The organism is Microbulbifer variabilis (assembly GCF_052468405.1).
Window position 1 is genome coordinate 2,539,309 of sequence record NZ_CP174343.1, and the last position, 15,368, is coordinate 2,554,676.

A 15,368-nucleotide genomic window follows, 5' to 3' on the forward strand; every position below is an offset into this window, starting at 1 on the left:
CTACACCTCAATAGCTGTAAACGTCACATAGAACTCAAACGCACCCTGCCGCATCTCACGGAAACCGTTACGCTTTAATCGGCATACAGCGGTCTCTCTGCCTCCTGGAATATCTGAAGTATCCAGTTCAAATGCTTCACCATTGGCACAGCTCGCCTCAAACTCTCTCCATAACTGCAACTGGTTTTCGAAGAATGGTGAAACTGATATTTGCCATTCAATATCTCGCCGATACAGAACACTTTCGGTATTTCCGGATAGGGCTGTGTGCTCTTTACCAGTAGATTTCGGAGTGCGATTGCATCTTGTCGCAGTAAAAGAGAGAGACCCGCTAGAACCGTCTACCAACTCTCGTGTCGGGGTGTAACTAATACTTGGCATATGTGGTCCTTGAATTAACCGGCCAGCTCCTGGGCCTGACGAGAATCTGCATTTATGATTACGACATCTTGTTCATTAATCAGCTCTTTGAATTTCTCTACTAAACTCTCGGCGTTATCGCTATTTACATCGCCATCAATATTGAAAATGACCTGAGTTCCAGTTTGTTGCTCAGTGCTGGTTGAGATCTGATCATTTGAGGCCAGCGGTGCAGTGGGTGAGGTCAAGCTGCTGGATGCTGTTGCTCCTGAGCTTGTAGAGCTGCCACCACCTCCGCTAATAGCTGTGGCAGCGATAGCGGCAGCTGACAAATACCCCTTAGCCTTAACAGCGGCAGCCAAGCCAGCTCCAGCGACAGGTCCAAGCCCTAACGGTGGCGGGGCCAGTGCGGCCACAGCAGCAGCTTCCGCATTAATAACTGCTTGTGCGGCTGCCAATCCACGCTGCATTAAAAAAACAGTACGGTTATTGCTGTCTACATACGAAAGGATTTCCTGCAATGTCCCCGTGATGATACCCACTCGCTTCCTTGAGCTTTTCTGCTCGAGCTTTTCACGGTCTTTAGCGTGTTTGGATTCCAGAAAAGTTAGGTTGCGCTGATACTCACCTTCGAGCGCCAAACTGGCTTGGCGAGATTCTTCTTCGGTTGCCCGGGTAGCTTCTAGATGCTCAGCCAATAGTTCTCGTTTGGAGATGTAACCCTGATCGAGGATTTCCATTTCCTCATCGTGCCGAACTTGAAGAAGTTCATTTTCTGTGAGCCATGATTCCCTTAGACCTTGAAGGCGAGCATCAATTTCCTCATCAAGCTTTTCCTTGCTACGCTGCAAAAGCTCTTCACGCTTCTCTGGATCATGCACATTTTCTTCAATGATTCGATTGCGGCGTCGGTAGCTTTCAGCAATGGCCTCTTCCTCTGTCATTAGGCTCTGGCGCAGGTTATTTACCGTATCCAGTCGCTTTTGGACCGTGCGTTCGAATTGCTCCTGGAGTGCTCGCTCTAGGGCTGGAAGGTCATCTTTTACGCTGGTAGAACTTAGGCTTTGTGGGGCATTTATTGGAGAGAGGGATAAGGGCTCTCCACCATCGGTGAGCGATTTCGGTTTGCCGATTTCAGCTATCCTTCGATCGATTTCATTTAGGTTGTTGGCCGCCCTTTCTATCTCCTCATTTAACTCCTTTACTTTTTCAGCATTTCTGCCTGGGAGCTGATAGCTAAAGCGCGCATTAGGATCAAATCCACCATCCCTCATGGTGTCACGCTCTTTAATTAACCTATCCAACTCAGCCTGAAGCTCATCCCTTCTGTCTTGTATTTTCTGCTCTCTATTTATCCGCTGGGCTTCTGTGAGCTCATACCAACTTTGAGTCAGCTCATCAATTTTCCCTTTAAGGCTTTCAGCTTTCTCTTCGGCAGTTGGCTGTGTCGCATTCCAGGCAATCAATGCGGTGGTAGCCAAAGCAATAACACCCACTGGTCCACCAAGAAAAGCAAGAGCAGTACGCAACCCTGTGGTAGCAACAGTCGCAGCACGAGTTGCTATCGTAGTACGACCAATAGCTTGGCCAAGCGCATTGGTTTGAATAGTGGTTTTGTATGTGGCGGCATTGAGCAGACCCATCTGCACAATCTGCTTGCTAATTGCACCAGCAAACTTCCCAGCCAGGATTGCAGCAACAGCACTAAGTGCGAACTCCATACTGGCCGCAACATCGCGTACAGCCTCTGCATCAGTAGAGAAATCGATAAGTACCTTTGCAAGGCCGGAGATTGAACCGGCAACCGATTCAGATGCACCAGACACACCGTCAAGCTGGCCAATAGCAGAGGTAATACCCGAAGTAAACTGCTCGAGACTCTGACCTATGGAAGTGTTGAGTTTGGATGCTTCCGCATCGATATCTGTGGCAGCTGCCTGGAAGGCCTCCACCAGAGTCCTCGCGCTCAGTTCCCCATCCCCAGCCATATCTCGCAACTTACCAGCAGCAGAGCCTGCAGCATCACTGGTGAGGTTAAGGTGGTCTATCAGGGCTTTCTGCAGGCGTGGAGCATTCTCCATTACAGAGTTGAACTCATCTCCGCGGAGAACGCCGGAGGCAAGGCCCTGGGCCAACTGCCGCAACGCTCCAGCACTTTCTTGAGCAGAGGCACCAGATACCAGCATCGCCTGGCTAATGGTCTTGGTAACCGCCAGGATATCTTCCTGACCGTCAAACAGTTCACCAGCAGACTGTGCCAGGCGTTGATATAAAACAGCAGTAGAATCCAAGGAGCCACGAGTTTCAAAAGCTATCTCAACCAGGCTTTGCTGAACATCTGCCAGCTCTTGGGTAGTGTCAGTTACCAACCTCAGTCGGTTTGTAAGATTGGTCCAAGTATCTGTGTATCTCGCTATTTCACGGATAGACAGACCTGCAGCGACTGAAGCTAGAGCCCCAGCCAGGAGGTTGCTACTCGTGGCCATACTCTGGATACGGCCACTTGCTTCACCACTACTGCGCCCAAGGCTCTCAACAGTCCTTTCAGCCTTTGCACCAGAGCGCTCCATCGCATCCAGCTTCCGGCGGGCAGAATCCGGCCCTTCCGCTTCTACACGGATACCCAGGCGAGCAATTTGATCAATCGGCATTTTGTTGAGCCCAAAAATTAATATCGAGAGCACGAATTACAGAGACTTCCCACGCAGATATATCGCGCTGAGTGAGCTGGCTCCAGTTCTGAATCTCGGTGAAAGTGAGCGGTTCGGTTCCGCGGATCTCGCGGTAGTAGTGGAAGAGATAAATCAGGCCATCAGGGGGTTGTTCGGCCTTAAGTTCCGGCGGTGTTATACCTGTTGTTTTTTGGACCTGCTGGAGTTGCTGGCGGAGGCTTTCTTTACACCCTTTCGGGATTTTGTCGAGCCGGAACTGGCAGCAGGCCCAATTGATGAAGACTTGCTGCCGCTGGCGAAAAAAAGTGCACGGTTGCTGGCTGCGCGATCAATCTGGTCAACTAATTGTGGTGCCTCAACTAATAGCTCCTTAACAGCTTCCTGGTTGAAATCATCTTCAAGTGACCAGCCAATTACCAATGCAGCCGCTGCAGCAACTTTAGCCTCCCGCACAAGCTCAAACCGTTTCGTCTTATCTTCCTCTAGATTGGCCGTTGCCAGGTCTCGCTGCATCTCTGACTGAGCCATCTGGAATGCATCTGAATCAACACTTAAGATTTCCAGGTAATGCTCTGTGGCTGTTCCTTCAGGAGTGTAAAGTGGTAATTTAACCCCTTTATTACCTTTCTCCCGAGTATAAAAATCGCTGGCTTTCATTAGGCTGCTATCCTTTCGATGATTAAATTAGTCCCTTCAGTTTCGTCGTACACTGCCTGGAATGGCAGGGGCAAAATAATTGCCCCCTCCCCTGAAACATCAACTTGACCACCGGTATATTTAATTTTCGGGAGGGTGATTACGTAAGAGTTACCAGCAGCATCAACCAGACTAAACTCCAGGCTCGAAGAATCTTCATTGAGGAACTTCTCAAGGAGCGTTGAATTCTCGAAGTAGGCTGAAAGCTGCCCGGTGACATTTGAGCGCCCTGCCCCCGGCTGGACAGTAGTATCGCTACCGATCACATAGCGTGACTCGAGGCCATTTTCCAAAGTGAGGGTGACTTCAGTCACTATGGCTAGGTCAGTTGAACCCTCGTTGATAACACCCTTGAATGAATCAAAAACTTGTGTGGACGTTGCATCCCCGTAAGTCGACCCCGGTAAGGCTGCAGCTCCAAGGTTCATATCCTTCCCAATAATTCCAAAGCTGCCACTTACCCGGGCACCAGGGGCAACCGTAAGATTTAAGGTATTAACCTCACAGCCCTTATAGCGGTGATAAGGTTTATCAGGGATACCTCCAAACTCTCGCTCAATAGTAAAGCTGCGACGGGTTGCTCCAACAGTCAGCTTGTCATTGGTCCATGTGCCCATGCTCACTGCTTCGAGAAGGTCATCAAAGGATCCATAGGAAAGGTTTATATTGATATCGCCACCGACACTCTTATTCATGTGCCGATAGTCGGTTATCTGGCGGTCATCGCGCAGCTCCTCATCTGCTGACCCTTCTTTGGTCAGAGCGAGAGTGGTCCCCTTATTTCGGATTGCCTTAAATGAAGGTGAGGCTGGAGTAACGCCATAGGTGGACTCTGCCGCATAGGCCATTGAGTGTTGGCTGCCATCTGCCATTAGTGTGCTCCTAACGTAGAGTTGTAGCGGTCCAGGACGCGCTTATATCAAGTTGATACCAGCCATCTACGACCCTGCCGGGAGAGATGGTTGAAGATTGAATAGTTACGATTTGGCCGGAGTACTCCGGAAAGGAACCGGCTTTGAAGTGCATGAGAATTTGATCCGCTTTTGCTAGGGCATCCCCTCGCCCTTTTCCTACCGGATAGAAAATGCTGATCTGAAATATGCCTACCCGCTCATCCCTGCCTATCTCGCCAACAGTGTCCTGATAACTATCTGCAGGCAGGTTGTACACGGCCGCATAAGGTGTACCCACATCCGGCTCAAACCCGTCATTTTCATAACCAGTAGGCAAGCCGAACCCGCCCGATACATAGTGCTGCACCAGGGCCGAATAGATTTTGCTGTACATGGATTATCTGATTATTCGTCGGATGATCGATTTAATGCGTAAGACATTGCGGCGAACCATACCCGCTGGGGCCTGCTTTGAATGGCCATATTCCAGAGGCTGGATATACGGCAAGTTGTTGATTAGGTAATTCACTTTGTCCAGGCCGCTAACATTCTGAATTACCTCTGCCTGGGCCTCAGCACCTGACCTATCCAACCGCAAGCTTGAGCTCTGAGCAGGCGTGCCGACAGTCGTCTGCCAATTGCCGCGAGCCCGACCTGTATCAACCGGTGTATCGCGAATAACAGAGTTAAACAGCTCGATATTCGTTGCCCGATATAAGCGATCAGCTTCCGCCAAGGCATCATCGTTAAATTTCTTCAGGCTGGCTGAAAATTTCATTTGCGCACCTGGCAGAAGTAAACCAATGGAGTTCCTGCAGGATTGGCTTCTTTAATGTTAACCACCTGCCACTTAACCCCGTTAATCTCAGCTTCAGTGGTAAGGGTTGGAGCCCACTTCAAGCCAGCTGCAGCGATGATGAGTTTTTTGTCACCTTGCTGAATGCTCTGGCCCTCTGCATACATCAAGCCGGATTCTTTGAGGTTGTAGTCCTGCAGAATCACTTGGACAGGTTGATTTATGGGGGTATCGCCTGAGCTCTGCCCGGTTACCGGATCAGATGCACCCGGAATAACGTCATGAAGGATTTGCTCAGAACCAAAAAGCGCAATAAGCCGCAGAGCCGTATCGGCCATACGGTTGTAGAAGTCGCTCATGGATTACGCTCGAACTAGGAAGAGTCCGTTGTTTTTCAAGAGTGGAGCAAGCAGCGCATCGGCTTTGGCAAATGCAGGGGTGAACTGTTGTTGAATGGGTGCTGCATAAGTGACATCAATAGCACCCTCAACACGCTCTTTGGTTATCGGCCCAGTATCAGTTGGTAACCGGTTAGGCTGAAGATCGTTTTCTCGCGCCTCAATGGCCAGGGCCAACTGTGCATACACCAGCTCCCTAGGAATCTCATTGCTTGGAAAAAGTGCATCTGGATAGGAAATTCCCCAAGCATCAGAGCGGGGCCACTGCAGAGGCTGGCCCTGCACAGAGATATGCCCCTTGTACCGATCGCGCTTGCTTTCGAGAAAGTCCATGGCCCTGATAAGAAGTGGCTCGCACTGCTCATCCAATAGCGCAGACAGGTCTACCCCACGCGCACCCGCATAGTCGCGCAAGTCTTGCACGCTGGCATAGCTGTTGGCATTCGGATTAGTACCGCTGCCGTCTTCTATCGTCAGGGCCATGGATTAGTCGCCTGTAAGCTCAGATTTGGCAGACTCAAATGCCTTCAAGCCGCCGGATGTAAGAGTCCCGTCTTCGCGCACTTGATTTCGTGCCGGTGCGAATTGGATGCCTTCCAACTCAACAACAAAACCCTCTTCATCATCCTGTATAACTTTAACAGGGACTTTGGGCGGTTCGACAGATACCGGGAAATCAGAGGCGGCTATTGTCACTTCTTTTGCTTTAGCAGCAATGCCGCGATCTATTCGCTTGGCACTGGTCAGAAGCTCTTTAATACTGGGCATGGATATCTCCAGGAAAGACCGGGGCGAACCCCGGCACGGATTAGCCGTTGGTGATTAGGAAAGCCAGGGGCACATTTTTACGATCAACAACCCGGTCCCAGTTGCTCGGCATGGCGAGTTCTGCCCAAGTAGGACTCACTCCAGAAACGGAAGCCTCCAACCATTTAAAGCCAAGCGGGTGTATCAGCCAGCTCTTGCGCTCCCATAGAGTTTCCACACCGCCGCCATTGCCCTCACTGGCCGCACGCTCAAGCTCTACCGGAGTTTTTGCTTGGCCTTCGCCATAGCCGAGAGCACCTGCACCGAACAAGACAGAAGTGTATTTAAATCCGCTAGTACCACCTGGTATCACCGGCATACCGTCATCCAGAATGACGCGACGACCAAGAAAGGTAGGAATTGTTAGGTCACCTTTAGAGTCAGGGACAAATTCCACATCATCGTTATCCACCATGCGCTTGTAGACCATCGAGTGGACACCAATAGCAGACATGGACTCAAATCGGTCACCGAGGGTAAATGCCGCACCGGTAAAGGCCGTACGGCTAAACACATTGCTTGCGCCGGCATTGTTACCATCTTCAATGGCAATATCCTCGACCATATCCGCATCGTCATTGGCGATGTTATCTGCCAGGATGCCATTGAGGACTGGAATTACTCGGCGCTGCCACTGACGCATCCAATAAGTGCCGAATCGATTGCGAACACGCTGCATTGGATCGGAACCAGCAATTTCTCCGGACAGATCCGCAGAGCTATACCCCTGGTTGATATAAGCCATACGTGCGACTTGTTTGCCCGCAACAACTTTTTGCGGCGAAGCTTTCTGGGCCGGATTGTCAGTGCTGTAATTGGGCTCGACAGAAGCGTCCAGATCTCTCCAGAAAGGAACATTCAGCGTATCACCGCCAGAGTTCGCTTTCTGGTCCAGCATTGCATTGCGGACAGCAACACCTGACTGGAAAAATACTGTTTTTTCAGGTCCATTTTCTGCCTGATAATCGGAATAGACTTCCGGGATAACTACATCGGATAGTTGGGTTAACATAATTTTTAACCTTTAGGTTGGCGATTAACCTGCATCGCGTGCCCGGCGATATTCCTCCGGGTTACGTTGATACAGCTCCACACGTTCTTTTTCGGATAATTCCGAAAACTTCTTGGAGGCACCGCCTCCCCCGCCACCGGCAGCACCGCCGCCTGAGGCTTTACTTCCAACAATCAACGGCGCAAATACCGGATTGCTGGAAAATTCTTGTTGTAGTTCTGCAACCGTCATAGCACTCGGCTTACCGGAATCATCCAGCACAACGGTTGTCGGTTTACCGTCACGAACCTCCATCGACAAACGGCGTTCAAGGTGAGGAATAAGAGCCTGTGCACTACCTTGAACTGCAATATCTGAAGCAATCGAACCTGCAACCCCGGATACCATTTGCTCACTCAGCCAGCCATCACGCTCGCTAACCGCCTGGTCCATATCGGCCTTGAGTCGGTCATACTTGGCCTGCCAGCTCTTCTCCAGAGCCTCAATATCGCCGCTCTCACGATGCTTGCCGTTCTTCAAATCATCCAGGCTGTTTTGCAGTTCGCCCATGCTGGTTTCCAGGTCACTGACCTTTTTTTCAGCAGCTTTGCGATGGCGTTCCGCTTCTTCGTGCTTGGCTCGATAACGGTCCTCTTCATCACCCTCAATTTTCAGAACAAAACCGTCACCACTTTTTTCATAGAGGCCGCGATACTGCTCTTCAACCTCACTGAGGTCGCTGATACGCTTCTTTAACATTTGAGCACTGCTCCTTTTCTCGGGGCACAGCCCCTAGTTGTTTACCGAATAAACGGCAGATACAAAAAAGGCCCGCCGAAGCGAGCCCAGTTATTAATTTGGTATTTAGAGGCCTGCCCGCTCGAATGCGATTGGCTCTTTCAGTTTCATTTCTGCCAGAGTGAGAGGTTTAAAGTTACGCCCCAGGTTTAACGCTGCAAAGCGCTCTGCAGTGAGCCCTCCTTCGATGAGAAGTTTTGCTCGGGTGGGGCCAATAGCATCCTGTATAAAACTAAGGGGCTGCTTCTTGAGCCACTGGTAATAAGTCAAGCTAGCATCGACATATCCGCCCTTACTGGCCCGTGTGGCACCCTCGCTTAATGCCCGGTACCTTTCCTTCAATACCGCAATAACTGTACTGCGGCAGCGTATGTGAACTGGTGGACGCGGTCCTTTGTCGAGGGGGAACACTTCGTTATCCAAACTGCGGCATTGTGACGATGTACGGCTATCCAGGGTGGATACCCAGCGCATGCCTTCCAGCAAATCGGCATTGTTCTGCAGCGTCTCCATCCGCGCAGTGGTGGCTGTATGGGCAATCGCTGTTCGGACTACTGCATCGGCATTGCGTTGGGTTATTGCCAGAATTCCATCGCGGTACTTGTTGGCTTTGGATCCCCGGACATTACGAATAATTTGGAGAGTTGTTTGCCCCTCGAAGAAACCCTGCCGTATAGCCCCGGTAACCCGCTTTCTCTCGCTGCTAGTCCAGTCCTTGATAAATGGCTCTATTAGCTGACCACCATCGGGACCACGTACAGAGAGCGGCGTGGAGAGCACCGCGGCACGGACCTGAGCAGGTGCAGGGATTACAGTCTCTATCCCGGCAATTAATGCGGTCTGTAAATTGCGAACCTCAAATTCCGATTCATATTCGGCCAGGTCCAGCAGGTGACCCGCAAGCTGGTCGTAATACTTGCTGAATATTTCGGATAGATCACTATCAACAGCGGTAAGCAACCGCTCCAACCTTGCCCGGGAGAACTCGGTTAAATCGTGGCTTGATAGGCGTTGTTTTATGGAGCGGTCTATCTGCTGCAGGAATGCCGCAAACTGATTTACTTCACCAGACTTTAATCGCTCCAGGTAGACAGCATGGCGAGTGCTTGAAGTGGCAAGGGCTTCACTCATCATTTAACCCCGGTCCAGGCTCCTCTCCTTCCAGCTCTTCGCGAATTACCTCGTCAGTCTTTTCAGCATTAATAACGCCATGCTTCCGCAGGTTCGCCCAGAGGTCAGAACTCGGTAAGCGACCGGACTGCCAGGCCTGCACCAAAGCTGTGAGCATCTGCGCATCAAGGTTGGATTCAGCAAAGTCCTGATTGAGTTTGTACTCGGTATCAGCCTGTACATTCTGGAACTGGGCCACCCATTGAATAGCCTGGGTGTAAGCCTCACTGACGTTCTCGGCGACCAGAGACAAAACAGAGTGCTCTGATTCGTTTTCTGCCTGGGCTTCAGTGGCGGTCTTTACTGCTGAACCGCGCTCAATCAAGCGAGCACCCAAGGCGACCATTTGCTTTTCTTTCTGGTCCATTGCTTCTTTGACCAGGGTATTAGGTTCAACTTGAGCAAATCCAAAGGCACCGCCATCGGGAAGCAAAATTGGAGAGCGGGAGCCAATATAAATGCCCTGCTTCTCCATATGGTCACGCCAGTTCTCAGTCAATCCAGAAATCCAAGGCTGGGCCTGACCGACGAAAAATGCTGAATCCTCATAGTCCGCTGAGTTGCGGTAATGAGCTTTGTTGAGGTTTGCCAGGTCTAACAATGGAGACCGATCGATACCCGAATCATTGTTCTCGGCGCCGACAAAGGTAAACGGGATAATGTCCCAGGCCTTCCCTACTCCATCTAACGGTGTGTACGTATCGTGAATAATCCAGGTGCCAGTGTTTCCACTGCGCCATATCTCCACTGTGTAACGACCATCAATCAGCTTGAGTGCGCGGTACTGAGTTTTCTCTTCTATGCCAAAACCATCTGAGGTGGTTTCTTCATAGCTCTCATGGATAACAACCAGCCCCAGCCGATGCACACCACCAACCTTGATGGTCCGCCAATTAATAACCTGATTCGCGGGATAGCTCACTATCGATGCACGCACTAGCCCGGTTTGCTGTTCGGCCTTGGAGGTTTGCCCTTGAGTTTTTGGGTAATCCACCAGCAGACCGCGTCGGCCAGACTTAAGCACCGCAGCAACTACAGACTGAGACTGCTGGTAGATGCTTACCCCATTGCCATTAGCATCTGAAGTCAGGTATTCCAGACCTGCCGGGATATCTACCGTAGGCGCTCGGCGAAATACGGCACCAACCAGGCCCTGCAACGTGCGGCCAGTTGCGTTATAGAAAACTGCCCTGTCTGTGTACTGCTGATAGCGAGCTCTATTTGCTTCACTCTGGTCTTTTGGGTTCGGCATAGGCAAATAGGTGGTGCCCTTAGCCTTAATAACCCGCTCACCCGCACAGATATCATCAACCAGAGTCCAGTCTGGCAGCGCCTTGGCGAAGTCGTCGCGCTGATAGGTAACGTCATTTGCCATTAGTAGGCCATTCCCATGTTGATTGTTAGTGCTGGTTTGATGAGCGGGTAATCGTGGTGGATGAAGTAGCCACCAGCGTCTGGAGCGTGGTCGAGGTCGCCGCTTTTATCTGGTTCGCCATTCTCCGCCCAAGGTTGTTGCTCTAAGCAGTCCGAATAGCCCGGGCACTTATCGGTGTTCACTAAATAGCGGCGCTCACCCTTGGCATTGCAGAACATCGCGTTCATTGCGTTGACCCGGTCTTTCACCGGGGGATTGGCTTTCGGAGCGTGTACCGAAAACCCAGCATTTCTTAGCAAGGCTAAATCCGTGGTGCTGGCGTTCACAGACTTGCGAGAATCACCAGAGGCATCCGGATAAATACGAACCTCGCAGGTTTTCCGATAGTCCCCATCTTTGTATTCCCAATACCGCTCTTTAATTCTCCGAATCATGTCGGGAGTGTCATAACCCCCAAGGATTTCATCGACGGCCCGCGGCTTACTCTCTCTCTTAACGTGAGTGACTGCCGCCATCTTGCCGACATTAAAGTCCATGCCGATGAATAAAGGCTCACCGGGTTTCACCGAGTCATTGCAGTGATTGAGCTTGCGGTCGAACTGGTGATAGACCGTTCCGGTCAGCAGGTTTACAAACTGACCATTGAGATATGCCCGGATAATCTCAGGCGTATAGGCCTCAAGCATTGAATCGATATAGTCATCAGGCAGGTTCGACTCATTGTCGAAGGTCGAGGCCTGAATTAACCCGTATCGCTCACGAAGCTTTGGTTTATCCCGAAGTGCCTTTACGAACTGGCGGTAGACAAACTTAAACCCTTCCGGGGTGGTCGTTACATCGATGCCATTTTTGACACCGTGGACCTTGTAGCGCATGCGCGCCATGATTTTCCGCCAAGCCTGCTCTGCTTTCTTCTCAGCAAGCAGGTCCAGCTCATCGACCAGAGCATGGCCGATTTTAAATCCGACAATATTGGCCGGGTCATCTATCGAGCGGCAGATAACAGAGCCGCGGTAGCGACTACCGCTGTATACCTCAACTTCGTGGTCACCTCGCTTGACCTTAACCCGCAGCCCCATAGTCTCAGCAACTTCGCCGATTGTGGGGTAGTAAATATCCCTAATTAGTGGATAGGTTGGAGCAAAGTAGCCCTGATTAATCTTGGGATGCTCGTAGAAGTGGGCCAGCTGTCCTGAACAGCCAACCCAGGTTTTCCCAGACCCAAACCCCGCGACATAGGCCCTGTACTTGTGCGGTAAATTAAGAAACCGACTTTGCGGAACATTAAGTGCCGCTCTCACTTCCCTCCCGCGTTCTTGCATCCTTGACCTCGAATACGACTTTTGTCGGTGGTATGTCGGCACCGCCACCGGCTGGGTCAGGGTTTCGTTGCCATTTTTCTCTTTGCCGGTTATGAAGCCAGGCTAAACAGGCAGTTGTGTCTGGTGGGTAGTGTTCGGTGTACTCCTGAACGATAGGGTTGCCGTTGTGCTGCATGATCTTTACGGCTTCATGGCTGTAGCCGCATGCCCTTCGGAAGAGACTCTCGACCACGTTGGCATCAGCCAAAGTTTTGCCCTTTTTTATGGACTCAAAAAATTCGGGATGCTTATTCTTCCAATTGTTGATTGTTTGCTCTGTTACCTCGAAGAATTCGCCTAACTCTTTGTCAGTCAGACCCAGCTTGCAGAGCTTTTCGGCCTGCTCAGCAAACTCCTGCCTATAGCTGGTCAGCCTTGCCACTATTCCCCCCGCTCTATCAACCGCTCCAGCTTGCTATCAATACGCTGGAGCCGGGTTCTGATTTCGTCTTTGAATTCAGCTATGTGTTTTTGCTCCAGGGCGCGCATAGCTGATTCGTGCTGAATTGCTTGAGTGTTGGCGGTTATCCCTTTCTCAACATCAGAACCCCATATAAATAAGCCAGCCACCAATAAGATAATGCTGGCTATCTGGGTAATGGATACGCTTTTACTCAGGTGCCAGTGCTCTGTTTGTTGAGTCATCGAATCTTGTCCGTTTGGGTACCGCATGTTTTATCGTATGAACGCATGGCACCTATCCCGAGCATGGCCGTTATCATTGAGAACAGCGCGCCAGTTTCTAGCACGGGGGGCGGGGTCACCTCGGTAGGTATCGAGCCTTTAGCGCTGCAGATAGCCCAAACCCAACAGAGCAATGGATACAGAACAAACTGATAGGCCAGAGCCATACCCCCTACCCAACCAATCCAGGGGCGCCAACCGGCAACAAAGATGCTTTTGTGTTGGGCTTCGGCTTTATTGACCTCCAGCTGGCCGAGAAGCAATTGAACCTGAGCATTTAGCTCTGCCAAGTTACACTTCTGCTTAAGTTCCTCGAGCTTACGCACTTCCTCAGCACGTTTAACCGGGTCAGGCCATATACGCTCAATAGCCATTTTGCCGGTTTCAAAAATTGCTGTTAGTGGGTCAAAAGCCATTAGTAGCTCCAGACTGTAGGGCGGGTACGCTCGCCAGGTATTGATTCAAGGTCATCCAGATGCAGGAATCGCTTACCGATTGGGCCTTTCTGCTTTACGCCTATACCGGTAAACCCTTCCTCTTGGGCGATTTGGATTAACCGATAGGCGCGTCCTACAGCTACCTGAACATCAACAGCTTGCCCGGTGGCGTGGGTCATGGTGGCATTTAACCGGGCGTTATGTGCTGGGCAGCGGTAACCGGAATTGATAGCCATTGGCTTGGCAAAGCGCTTCCTAACTCTTATCAGACGCTTTAGCGTTTCATCTTTGAAATGGTTTTTGCCACAGCAACGACAGGCCAACTCCGACTCTGTGAAGTAGTCGTTTTGGAACATGAGAGTCTCAAATTTTAGGCATAAAAAAACCGGCTGGGGGGCCGGTTTAAGAAAGGATGAACGGTCGCTGCATGGAAACCAGAGCAACTATGGATGTATTAATCAAAATTACAAATACTGATTGAGATCAATTCGCTGTAAGACAACCAATTTTTAACATAAAGAACAATCTAGTCTAAAAAAGGTTGGAAAGCTGAAACTTCCGATAGAGGTATAATAATAACAGTTTTAGTCTCAGTGAGCTCCAGAATGGTATCGCTCACGCTTGAAAACTTTCCTCTATGACGCTCACCATTTTTAGTAGTTACTTCTACTTCTGTCCCGGGAGGAGTCGCAGTTACTATTGCATTTGCTAGATCTTTCAGAATGCCCTCTTCCATTTTATCACCTCAATTCAAGTAGTGAAGAAGCCCAATGCCAACCAGGGGCAAAAAGCAACTTAAAAAATAGAAATGGCTGCTCAAAGCATAAGCATGTTAGTTTATAAAAACCGCAAATGGCCAGACAGCCCTAGAAAAGGCTAATACATTTTTCCTGATCTCACAAAAACAATATTGAAATAAGAAACAAAAATAGAAAAAGATCAGAACACCCCTGAAATATCATCTGAAATAGTACGAAGACTAATTGATCAATAGCCGTCAAAAGATATTGGTCTTAGTGTAACCTCTATTTGGGCTTGAAAAATGACCAGTATCAGTCTTCATTCTCAATAATAATTGAGGAGCTAACACTCGGAACAAAATCGCATAATAAGTACCCCATCTAATCTCCTAGAAATGAAGTGATAAGTATCGTTTCTACCCTTGCTAAGACTCATCTTTGATCGTGTACTCCGTATCAATACTAGACTTGACATAGAGTTTAAATGCTAACCACCGACTTCTTAACCATTTTGGCCACCACTATAATTCCCACCGGCCAGGCCATTTAGCTGAACTGAAAGACTCTATACCCTCCCAAGGGTACGACTCTCGCATAAACCTTTGTCAAACTATTTCTGTACTACGGTATAAAAAACGGTCACGGATACATAGCTACTAAGTGTGGACTCCAGATTGCATGCGTATCATTTGAAGGTGAGCAAAAGGGCTTTGATTTCCATTACCTGGCATAGAAAAGCCCGTATTAAACAGGCTTCAGAGTAATCAACTAAAGATCTACACACTTACCCCAGTATGGGATTTTTATACAATTCTGACACAGAGAAAGTCAAGGGTTTTCAATTCATTGATTTACCAAGCTTACTACTATCCGATTCAATATGGAGCAAATCGAAAAAAAGTATAATTGGCACGAAAATAGACGTAGCAACCTCTCAAAAAGCATTTCAGAAAACTCATCTTCGAGATATAAAATATCAATCAACTAGAAACCTATAGCCAACTGGCAAGCTAAACCTTTTAACCCAACACTAACTAATTTAAATTTACGCCCCAGTTTATTCCTAAAAAAACAAACCAAAACCATACAATCTAAACATTTTCCTTTTAGACCTCAATGATATATTGATGTCGCATCTAATCATGGCCTTGTTTGAAGTCAAATTTTATTATACTCCAGCTTTTTGCCTT

General features: G+C 49.5%; 20 protein-coding genes. All 20 read right to left on the bottom strand.

The features are described 5' to 3' along the window. The gene (locus ACJJJB_RS11630; RefSeq protein WP_444946450.1) at positions 1 to 381 is read right to left on the bottom strand and encodes a hypothetical protein; all 381 of its coding nucleotides are present in this window, start codon (positions 379 to 381) and stop codon (positions 1 to 3) included. Between the two features lie 14 nt (positions 382 to 395). Next, on the bottom strand, positions 396 to 3,011 hold the full coding sequence (locus ACJJJB_RS11635) for a tape measure protein (RefSeq protein WP_445364957.1): 2,616 nt from the start codon (positions 3,009 to 3,011) through the stop codon (positions 396 to 398). After that, positions 3,001 to 3,309, bottom strand: coding sequence for a phage tail assembly chaperone (locus tag ACJJJB_RS11640; protein ID WP_445366286.1), 309 nt, complete (start codon positions 3,307 to 3,309; stop codon positions 3,001 to 3,003). The genes ACJJJB_RS11635 and ACJJJB_RS11640 overlap by 11 nt, the downstream gene beginning before the upstream one ends. After that, positions 3,207 to 3,689: a phage tail assembly chaperone gene (locus tag ACJJJB_RS11645; protein WP_445364958.1), complete on the bottom strand. Its 483-nt coding sequence runs from the start codon at positions 3,687 to 3,689 to the stop codon at positions 3,207 to 3,209. The genes ACJJJB_RS11640 and ACJJJB_RS11645 overlap by 103 nt, the downstream gene beginning before the upstream one ends. Beyond that, entirely contained in the window at positions 3,689 to 4,600 is a 912-nt protein-coding gene (locus ACJJJB_RS11650) for a phage tail tube protein (protein WP_445364959.1), read from the bottom strand. Before ACJJJB_RS11650 ends, ACJJJB_RS11645 begins: the two co-directional genes overlap by 1 nt. A gap of 10 nt (positions 4,601 to 4,610) precedes the next feature. Then, entirely contained in the window at positions 4,611 to 5,015 is a 405-nt protein-coding gene (locus ACJJJB_RS11655) for a phage tail terminator-like protein (protein ID WP_444901246.1), read from the bottom strand. 3 nt (positions 5,016 to 5,018) lie between these two features. Continuing rightward, positions 5,019 to 5,399, bottom strand: a complete 381-nt coding sequence (locus tag ACJJJB_RS11660; RefSeq protein WP_445364960.1) for a hypothetical protein — start codon at positions 5,397 to 5,399, stop codon at positions 5,019 to 5,021. After that, positions 5,396 to 5,776, bottom strand: coding sequence for a hypothetical protein (locus ACJJJB_RS11665; protein ID WP_445364961.1), 381 nt, complete (start codon positions 5,774 to 5,776; stop codon positions 5,396 to 5,398). The genes ACJJJB_RS11660 and ACJJJB_RS11665 overlap by 4 nt, the downstream gene beginning before the upstream one ends. Positions 5,777 to 5,779: 3 nt before the next feature. After that, positions 5,780 to 6,298 carry a DnaT-like ssDNA-binding protein gene (locus ACJJJB_RS11670; RefSeq protein WP_445364962.1) on the bottom strand — a complete coding sequence of 173 codons (519 nt, stop codon included), beginning with the start codon at positions 6,296 to 6,298 and terminating at the stop codon, positions 5,780 to 5,782. A 3-nt stretch (positions 6,299 to 6,301) separates the two neighbouring features. Then, a complete protein-coding gene (locus tag ACJJJB_RS11675; protein ID WP_445364963.1) occupies positions 6,302 to 6,583 on the bottom strand; it encodes a hypothetical protein in 282 nt (93 codons plus the stop codon). Between the two features lie 40 nt (positions 6,584 to 6,623). After that, entirely contained in the window at positions 6,624 to 7,634 is a 1,011-nt protein-coding gene (locus ACJJJB_RS11680; protein ID WP_444946444.1) for a major capsid protein, read from the bottom strand. Positions 7,635 to 7,658: 24 nt separating this feature from the next. Beyond that, the gene (locus ACJJJB_RS11685; RefSeq protein ID WP_444946443.1) at positions 7,659 to 8,372 is read right to left on the bottom strand and encodes a hypothetical protein; all 714 of its coding nucleotides are present in this window, start codon (positions 8,370 to 8,372) and stop codon (positions 7,659 to 7,661) included. Between the two features lie 105 nt (positions 8,373 to 8,477). After that, positions 8,478 to 9,542 carry a minor capsid protein gene (locus tag ACJJJB_RS11690; RefSeq protein ID WP_445364964.1) on the bottom strand — a complete coding sequence of 355 codons (1,065 nt, stop codon included), beginning with the start codon at positions 9,540 to 9,542 and terminating at the stop codon, positions 8,478 to 8,480. Further along, positions 9,535 to 10,956 carry a DUF4055 domain-containing protein gene (locus ACJJJB_RS11695; protein WP_445364965.1) on the bottom strand — a complete coding sequence of 474 codons (1,422 nt, stop codon included), beginning with the start codon at positions 10,954 to 10,956 and terminating at the stop codon, positions 9,535 to 9,537. The genes ACJJJB_RS11690 and ACJJJB_RS11695 overlap by 8 nt, the downstream gene beginning before the upstream one ends. Continuing rightward, on the bottom strand, positions 10,956 to 12,257 hold the full coding sequence (locus ACJJJB_RS11700; protein WP_444946440.1) for a terminase large subunit domain-containing protein: 1,302 nt from the start codon (positions 12,255 to 12,257) through the stop codon (positions 10,956 to 10,958). Before ACJJJB_RS11700 ends, ACJJJB_RS11695 begins: the two co-directional genes overlap by 1 nt. Further along, positions 12,241 to 12,699, bottom strand: coding sequence for a hypothetical protein (locus ACJJJB_RS11705; protein ID WP_444946439.1), 459 nt, complete (start codon positions 12,697 to 12,699; stop codon positions 12,241 to 12,243). The genes ACJJJB_RS11700 and ACJJJB_RS11705 overlap by 17 nt, the downstream gene beginning before the upstream one ends. Further along, positions 12,699 to 12,962 (bottom strand): hypothetical protein, encoded by a 264-nt coding sequence (locus ACJJJB_RS11710; RefSeq protein ID WP_444946438.1) that lies wholly within the window; start codon positions 12,960 to 12,962, stop codon positions 12,699 to 12,701. The genes ACJJJB_RS11705 and ACJJJB_RS11710 overlap by 1 nt, the downstream gene beginning before the upstream one ends. Continuing rightward, positions 12,959 to 13,417: a 3TM-type holin gene (locus ACJJJB_RS11715; RefSeq protein WP_444901236.1), complete on the bottom strand. Its 459-nt coding sequence runs from the start codon at positions 13,415 to 13,417 to the stop codon at positions 12,959 to 12,961. The genes ACJJJB_RS11710 and ACJJJB_RS11715 overlap by 4 nt, the downstream gene beginning before the upstream one ends. Then, positions 13,417 to 13,794, bottom strand: a complete 378-nt coding sequence (locus tag ACJJJB_RS11720; RefSeq protein WP_444901235.1) for a D-Ala-D-Ala carboxypeptidase family metallohydrolase — start codon at positions 13,792 to 13,794, stop codon at positions 13,417 to 13,419. The genes ACJJJB_RS11715 and ACJJJB_RS11720 overlap by 1 nt, the downstream gene beginning before the upstream one ends. 170 nt (positions 13,795 to 13,964) lie before the next feature. Beyond that, the gene (locus ACJJJB_RS11725) at positions 13,965 to 14,174 is read right to left on the bottom strand and encodes a hypothetical protein (protein ID WP_444901234.1); all 210 of its coding nucleotides are present in this window, start codon (positions 14,172 to 14,174) and stop codon (positions 13,965 to 13,967) included. Positions 14,175 to 15,368: the final 1,194 nt, after the last annotated feature.

Bases quoted from the DNA above. Each gene is read 5' to 3' on its own strand.
- ACJJJB_RS11710 (WP_444946438.1), bottom strand. From the start codon at position 12,962: ATGACTCAACAAACAGAGCACTGGCACCTGAGTAAAAGCGTATCCATT.
- ACJJJB_RS11630 (WP_444946450.1), bottom strand. From the start codon at position 381: ATGCCAAGTATTAGTTACACCCCGACACGAGAGTTGGTAGACGGTTCT.
- ACJJJB_RS11695 (WP_445364965.1), bottom strand. From the start codon at position 10,956: ATGGCAAATGACGTTACCTATCAGCGCGACGACTTCGCCAAGGCGCTG.
- ACJJJB_RS11715 (WP_444901236.1), bottom strand. From the start codon at position 13,417: ATGGCTTTTGACCCACTAACAGCAATTTTTGAAACCGGCAAAATGGCT.
- ACJJJB_RS11680 (WP_444946444.1), bottom strand. From the start codon at position 7,634: ATGTTAACCCAACTATCCGATGTAGTTATCCCGGAAGTCTATTCCGAT.
- ACJJJB_RS11725 (WP_444901234.1), bottom strand. From the start codon at position 14,174: ATGGAAGAGGGCATTCTGAAAGATCTAGCAAATGCAATAGTAACTGCG.
- ACJJJB_RS11690 (WP_445364964.1), bottom strand. From the start codon at position 9,542: ATGAGTGAAGCCCTTGCCACTTCAAGCACTCGCCATGCTGTCTACCTG.
- ACJJJB_RS11645 (WP_445364958.1), bottom strand. From the start codon at position 3,689: ATGAAAGCCAGCGATTTTTATACTCGGGAGAAAGGTAATAAAGGGGTT.
- ACJJJB_RS11685 (WP_444946443.1), bottom strand. From the start codon at position 8,372: ATGTTAAAGAAGCGTATCAGCGACCTCAGTGAGGTTGAAGAGCAGTAT.
- ACJJJB_RS11720 (WP_444901235.1), bottom strand. From the start codon at position 13,794: ATGTTCCAAAACGACTACTTCACAGAGTCGGAGTTGGCCTGTCGTTGC.
- ACJJJB_RS11670 (WP_445364962.1), bottom strand. From the start codon at position 6,298: ATGGCCCTGACGATAGAAGACGGCAGCGGTACTAATCCGAATGCCAAC.
- ACJJJB_RS11655 (WP_444901246.1), bottom strand. From the start codon at position 5,015: ATGTACAGCAAAATCTATTCGGCCCTGGTGCAGCACTATGTATCGGGC.
- ACJJJB_RS11635 (WP_445364957.1), bottom strand. From the start codon at position 3,011: ATGCCGATTGATCAAATTGCTCGCCTGGGTATCCGTGTAGAAGCGGAA.
- ACJJJB_RS11665 (WP_445364961.1), bottom strand. From the start codon at position 5,776: ATGAGCGACTTCTACAACCGTATGGCCGATACGGCTCTGCGGCTTATT.
- ACJJJB_RS11650 (WP_445364959.1), bottom strand. From the start codon at position 4,600: ATGGCAGATGGCAGCCAACACTCAATGGCCTATGCGGCAGAGTCCACC.
- ACJJJB_RS11675 (WP_445364963.1), bottom strand. From the start codon at position 6,583: ATGCCCAGTATTAAAGAGCTTCTGACCAGTGCCAAGCGAATAGATCGC.
- ACJJJB_RS11660 (WP_445364960.1), bottom strand. From the start codon at position 5,399: ATGAAATTTTCAGCCAGCCTGAAGAAATTTAACGATGATGCCTTGGCG.